A 6,138-nucleotide genomic window follows, 5' to 3' on the forward strand; every position below is an offset into this window, starting at 1 on the left:
GGCAGCGTCGAGGACCGCGCCATCCGGGCCAACTCCGCGCGCTGCTCACTACTGACCGGCAACGCCGGTGCTGTCTTGATCGGCATGATCAATCATACCGCGCTAATTCACAGACAGACCACTAGTCCCTCGAACTTTGGGAGTCGCGATGGCCGCTGTGGAGAACTTCAACGCCGGCGTGTACCTGCTCGACCGTCAGCTCGACGCCGGCCGGGGCGATCACCTCGCCGTGGTCGGACCTGGCGGGCAGTGCACGTACGCGGAGCTCGCGACGCTGGTGCACGCGGCGGCCGCGGGACTGGCCGGGCTCGGGCTGCGGCCCGAGGAGCGGATCGTGTTGTTCAGCGCGGACCGGGTGGAGCTGCTGGCCATGTTTCTGGCCGGGTTGCGCATGGGTGCGGTCCCGGTGCCGGTGTCGACGATGTACCTCGACACCGAGCTCGCCGAGCTGCTGCACGACTCCCGGGCCCGGATGCTGTTCACCTCGCCCGAGTTCGCCGACACCGCCCGCGCCGCCCTGGCCAAGACCCCGGACGTCGGCACCCTGATCACTACCGACGACGTCCCTGGGGATAACGAACCACAAGGCGTGTCACGCCTAGTGGTTAGTTGTCCACAGGCGACGGTGACGTGGGGGGCGCTGCTCGCCGCGGGGCACGGACAGCACTCGCCGGTTTACGACACCTGGACCGAGTCGCCGGCGTTCTGGCTCTACACCTCCGGCACGACCGGGATCCCGAAGGCCGCGATGCACCGGCACGGCAGCATCCGCTTCGTCGCCGAGCACTACGGCCGGCAGGTCCTCGGCATCACGCCGGAGGACCGTTGCTTCTCCGTCGCCAAGTTGTTCTTCGCCTACGGCCTGGGCAACTCGGCGCTCTTTCCCCTCTCGGTCGGCGCCACCACGGTGCTGGACCCGGTCCGCCCGACGCCACAGTCGGTCGCGCAGCGCATCGCCGAGGACAAGCCGACGCTGTTCTACGGCGTGCCCACCTTCTACGCCGGCGTCCTCGCCGCGGACCTCCCGGCGGACACCTTCGCCGGCGTCCGCCTCGCCACCAGCGCCGGCGAGGCGCTGCCGGCCGAGCTGTACCGCCGCTTCACCGAGCGGTTCGGCGTCGACATCATCGACGGCATCGGCTCCACCGAGGCGCTGCACATCTTCCTGTCCAATGTCCCCGGGCAGGTCCGCCCCGGCACCACCGGCCGCGCGGTCCCCGGGTACGACCTGCGCCTGGTGGACGACACCGGCGCCGAAGTGCCGGCCGGAACCCCGGGCAACCTGCAGATCCGGGGTGGCTCGCTCACCACCGGGTACTGGTGCCGTACCGAGACCACCCGCAACGCCTTCGTCGGGGAGTGGATGCGCACCGGCGATACCTACGTCGCCTCCGCGGAGGGCTACTACACCTGCCTCGGACGCTCCAACGACATGATCAAGGCCGGTGGGATCTGGGTCTCGCCGGCCGAGGTCGAGGCCTGCCTGCTCAAGCACCCCTCGGTGGCGCAGGCCGCTGTCGTGGCGGTGCCGGACGAGACCGGGCTGGACAAGCCGGTGGCCTGCGTGGTCGCCGCCCCCGGCCACACCATCGACCCCGACGCATTGATCGAGGCGTGCCGCGGGGAGTTGGCCGCGTTCAAGCGACCCCGCACCGTGCTCGAGTTCGAGACCCTGCCGACAACAGCGACCGGCAAGCTGCGACGCTTCGCAGTGCGCGACGAGGCGCTGCTCCGACTCAAGCCTGCCCCCTGAGAGGAACAATGCCGTGCCGTACGTCATCGGCGGTGCCTGCCTGGACGTGATGGACAAGGCCTGCACCGAGGAGTGCCCGGTCGACTGCATCTACGTCGGCGAGCGCAAGCTCTACATTCAGCCCCGCGAGTGCATCGACTGCGGTGCCTGCGAACCGGTCTGCCCGGTCGAGGCGATCGCGCAGGACCGCATGCTCGAGCCCGAGGACGAGCCGCACATCGACGACAGCTCGGCGTTCTTCTACGAGACCCTCCCCGGCAAGGACGCGCCGATCGGCTCGCCCGGCGGCTCGCACAACGTCGGGGACATCGGGGTGGACACGCCCCTGGTGGCCGGGCTGCCGGCGAACGGGTAGCGGACATGCTCGACGGCCGGCTGCTCATCGACGCCCACGTGCACGCGCCGAAGCTGAGTACCCTGCGGCCGGCCTGGGTGGACTGGGCCGAGGAGTTCGGCGCCAAGAACCCCTGGCCACAGCTCTTCGACGCCGCCGGCGCCCCGGTGCCGGAACTGATGGATGCTCACTTCGCGGCCGAGGGTGCCGACGCCGTGCTGCTGTTCGCCGAGTACAGCCCGAAGTCCACCGGCATCCAGCCGATCGAGGACTACCTGCCGCTGGTCAAGCACAACCCGACCCGCTTCCGGCTGATGGCCAACGTCAACCCGCACCTGCATCACCCCCTTGGCGACGAGGTCGCCCGCCAGGTCGAACTCGGCGCGGTCGGGCTGAAGCTGCACCCGGTGCACGCGGGCTTCGCGGTCAACGATCCGATGCTTTACCCGGCCTACCAGGTGTGCCGCGAGGCACGCATCCCGATCACCATCCACTGCGGGACCTCGACCTTTCCTGGCAGCTCCAGCAAGTACGCCGACCCGACGCTGCTCGACGACGTGCTGCGCGACTTCCCGGACCTGAGCTTCGTCCTCGCCCACGGCGGGCGCGGCTGGTGGTACGACGCGGCCGCGTTCCTCGCGCTGAGCCGGGACAACGTCTGGATCGAGCTGTCCGGGCTGCCGCCGTCGAAGCTGGCGTCGTACTACGCGAAGTTCGACCTGCCCCGGCTGGCGCGCAAGTTCATCTTCGGCACCGACTGGCCGGGGATGCCCGGGGTCGCGCGCAATGCCCGCGCGGTCGCGGCGCTGGGGTGGGATGAAGAGACGATCGGGAACGTGTGGGCGGGCAACGCGTTGAAGGTCTGGCCCGCGTTGGCGGACCTGCGGTCATCGAGCAAGGGGGAGTAGTGGCCATCTATGCACTCGGCGACCTGGCGCCGCAGATCGACCCGTCCGCCTACGTCTCGCCCGACGCAGTGGTGATCGGCAACGTCGTGCTCGGGCCGGAGTCCTCGATCTGGCCGGGCGCCGTGCTGCGCGGGGACCACGGGCTGATCGAGGTCGGCGCCCGCACCTCGATCCAGGACGGGTCGATCGTGCACACCACCGAGCACTGGCCGACCCTCGTCGGCCCGGACTGCGTGGTCGGGCACCTGGTCCACCTGGAGGGCTGCACGATCGGCGAGCGGTCGCTCATCGGTTCCGGGTCGATCGTGATGAACCGCGTGACGGTGGCACCGCGAGCGGTGGTCGGGGCCGCGGCCCTGGTCGCCGAGGATTCGGTTGTGCCGTCCAACCACATGGCAATTGGCGTTCCGGCGACAGTGCGTCCCATCCCCGACCCGGTCCCGCTCCAGGAGTGGATGACCTACGCCATCGACTTCTACGTCAGCAACGCCGCCAAGTTCGCGAAAGAGCTCCGACGTCTCGACTGATTGATCTCGGCGAACCCGTCATATCCGCTGCGGAAGGACCCCCTCATGAGCGCTCCTGCGGAGATCGCTTACGGCGTGCCCGCGTCGCAACTGAGCGACGACGAGCTCGAGCACCAGGGCAATCAGGCCCACGCCACCCGGCACTGGGTGTTCTTGCACGGCACGGCCGACCAATTCCGCCGGCACACCGAGCGCATGCTCGAGCTCGAGCAGGAGTACCTGCGTCGCCACCCCAAGCGCACCTGGCAGGGCAGCGGCGGCGCCGACGGAGAGCAGGTCGACCTGGCCGGCATCGACGTGGTCTCCCAGGTCCGTTTCCTGACCCGCACGTACGCGACCGCGATGGAATCCCTGCTCGCGCGGGCGCCGCAACCCGAGAACCCTCCGGCGGAGGCCTCGCTCGCCGTTGACGTCGCCCGCGATCTGCTCCGCCGCTACGCCGCCGCCCCGGACGGACGGCTGCACAAGCTGGAGGCGCACCAGGCCGCCCGGGAGATCGGCGTCGCGCCCGCCGCCGTCGCCGCCCTCTACAAGGCCGACCCGCCGCTGCTCGTCACCGCGGGGGAGTACCGCCAGATCACCCCCGCCGGGCGCGCCCGCATCGAGTACGCCTGACGGAGCCTCGCGGAGCCGCGCATCCATGACCGCACGGGCAGCCATGGACCGCTTCGTCCGGCGTGTCGCACGGCCCGGCGCATGGATGCGCCAACGGGAGGGTGACGGTCGTCGCCGTACTGCCACCTCCGGTGGACTACCTGCGCAGGTTGAACCAGCGGTGCAGCAGGCCGAGTTCGTTGCAGAAGGCGGCCCCGGTCAGCGTGAGGCTCTTCCTGGTGCCGATGACGCGGATCGAGACGACGCGGCCGCCCCACTCGCCCTGGCCGTCCCGGCTGAGCACCTGCAGGGACGTGAACGTCCCGATCCCGGGCCAGGCGGCGGTGATCCGGGAAACGGGCAGGGTCGCGGACCAGGCGTGTTCCGTGCTCTTCGCGACGCCGTCCCACGGGTCGACGCGGGCCGGTTGATACGGCAGCCCGCCGTAGACCGAGCGACCGCCGTTGGAGGAGGAGAACTCGGTCAGCGCCGGCGCCCCGCGGTAGGACAGCCACTGCCCGGCGGTCGTGGCGACGGCCCGGTCGGTGCCGGCCGCCTCCCAGGTCCGGGTCACCCGACCCGCCGAGCTGACCGAACGCACCCCGCGGTAGGCCTGACAGTTTGTGCTGTCGCAGATGTCGGCGAAGCCGCGGTGGCGGTACCGCATGCTCCACAGCGCGTAGGTGCGCGCGGCGACGGCCTGGGAGTTGAGCGCCGCCGGCAGCCAGCTCGACGGCACCTCGGTCGGTACCACCGAGCGCAGGTACGACCCCATCGTCGTCTCGTTCACGGTCCGTAGCGTGCCGCTGTCGCGCACGGCTTGCAGGTCCCCGCGGTAGTCGCGCATGGCGCCGCTGGGCAGCACCAGGCGCAGCGTCTCGCCGTACCCGGGACGGAACTCGATGGGCGATCCCACCGGCATGCCGACCGAGCGCCAGACCGAGTCGGTGCCCAGCCCGTCGGCAACCGCGACGTTGTTCACCAGGCGCACCCGCCACCGGGTCACGGCCACCGAGGCAAGCCGGCCCGGCAGCTGCAGGATCTGGTTCCCCGCCGCCAACGTGAGCCCGGCGGTGGGTGCGACCCGCACCTCGTTGTCGTTGTCGTCGGAGATCCACACCCGGATCAGGGAGTTGTCACTTCCGCTACCGAGGGCGGTGCCGGGGTAGTAGGTGGACAGGATCTGCTGGTGGCTCACGCCCTTGATGGCCGCGCCCTGCGCGCCCCACTGCGACATCCCGCGGCCGTGCCCGTGCCCGTGACCCTCGACGAGGTAGGTGCCGTTCCGCGGGCTCACCGGAGCGTCCGGCGCCGGCGTCGCGGACTGCGACATGGGGCCGAGCGTGACGGTCAGCGCGACCGCGACCACGGACCCAACGGTGACCTCGAGGGCACGGGTCCACCGCCGCCGACGCACACCGGCCCGAGCGGGATTGGCGTCCACGTCAGCGAGAGTCCTGGTCGCGGCCGGGTTGTGGGTGGCTAAAGGGAAAGCTACGGATGAACGGCGAATGACTGTCGGACCCGCGGGTTAATGTGACGTGTGCGCAAGTGGCTGCCTCGCCCAGCGCGATGCTCGACCTCGGGCTGTTCAAACACGCTTCGTTCGTCGGGGTGATGATCTGCGCCGTGCTGATGACCTTCAGCGCTTTCGCGGCCTTCACCTACACCTCGATCTGGCTGCAGTCGGTGCTCGGCCTGAGCCCGATCGAAGCCGGCCTGACCAGCCTGCCGATGTCGGCGATGGCGTTCGGCGTCTCCGCCGCGATCGGCCGCTTCCTGCACGGCAACCGGGCCGGAACCGCGATCGGCGGCGGGCTGCTCCTGATCGGTGCCGGCGGCATCGTCGGCGCCGTCATGGTGCACGGCGATGCCGGCTGGCCGGCGCTGGTGCCGGGCTTCCTCGTGGTCGGGATCGGCGTGGGTCTCGCGACCCCGACGGTGGGCTCGGCCGCGATGGCCGCCGTCCCGCCCCAGCGCGGCGGCATGGCCGGCGGTGCGGTCAACACCGCCCGCCAGCTC

General features: G+C 70.6%; 7 protein-coding genes. 6 read left to right on the forward strand and 1 reads right to left on the reverse strand.

The features are described from left to right. Window positions 1-148: 148 nt before the first annotated feature. From H0X00_RS20665 to H0X00_RS20685, 5 genes are read left to right on the forward strand one after another with little or no spacing between them, the layout of a single operon-like run. The gene (locus tag H0X00_RS20665; RefSeq protein ID WP_293774415.1) at window positions 149-1,753 is read left to right on the forward strand and encodes a benzoate-CoA ligase family protein; all 1,605 of its coding nucleotides are present in this window, start codon (window positions 149-151) and stop codon (window positions 1,751-1,753) included. A gap of 13 nt (window positions 1,754-1,766) precedes the next feature. Then, window positions 1,767-2,108 (forward strand): ferredoxin, encoded by a 342-nt coding sequence (gene fdxA, locus H0X00_RS20670; RefSeq protein ID WP_293774416.1) that lies wholly within the window; start codon window positions 1,767-1,769, stop codon window positions 2,106-2,108. A 5-nt stretch (window positions 2,109-2,113) separates the two neighbouring features. After that, window positions 2,114-2,995, forward strand: coding sequence for an amidohydrolase family protein (locus H0X00_RS20675; protein ID WP_293774418.1), 882 nt, complete (start codon window positions 2,114-2,116; stop codon window positions 2,993-2,995). Then, the gene (locus tag H0X00_RS20680) at window positions 2,995-3,522 is read left to right on the forward strand and encodes a gamma carbonic anhydrase family protein (RefSeq protein ID WP_293774419.1); all 528 of its coding nucleotides are present in this window, start codon (window positions 2,995-2,997) and stop codon (window positions 3,520-3,522) included. Before H0X00_RS20675 ends, H0X00_RS20680 begins: the two co-directional genes overlap by 1 nt. A 45-nt stretch (window positions 3,523-3,567) precedes the next feature. Then, window positions 3,568-4,137: a DUF6158 family protein gene (locus tag H0X00_RS20685; RefSeq protein WP_293774420.1), complete on the forward strand. Its 570-nt coding sequence runs from the start codon at window positions 3,568-3,570 to the stop codon at window positions 4,135-4,137. Between the two features lie 136 nt (window positions 4,138-4,273). Here the strand turns inward: H0X00_RS20685 and H0X00_RS20690 are convergent, their stop codons facing one another. Beyond that, on the reverse strand, window positions 4,274-5,560 hold the full coding sequence (locus H0X00_RS20690) for a SpoIID/LytB domain-containing protein (protein WP_293774421.1): 1,287 nt from the start codon (window positions 5,558-5,560) through the stop codon (window positions 4,274-4,276). A 107-nt stretch (window positions 5,561-5,667) separates the two neighbouring features. On the opposite strand from H0X00_RS20690, the gene H0X00_RS20695 reads away from it, so the two are divergent. Further along, the coding region (locus H0X00_RS20695; RefSeq protein ID WP_293774422.1) for an MFS transporter at window positions 5,668-6,138 on the forward strand (471 nt) is incomplete at its 3' end.

This window comes from Sporichthya sp. (genome assembly GCF_013815995.1).
Classification (GTDB): Bacteria; Actinomycetota; Actinomycetes; order Sporichthyales; family Sporichthyaceae; genus Sporichthya.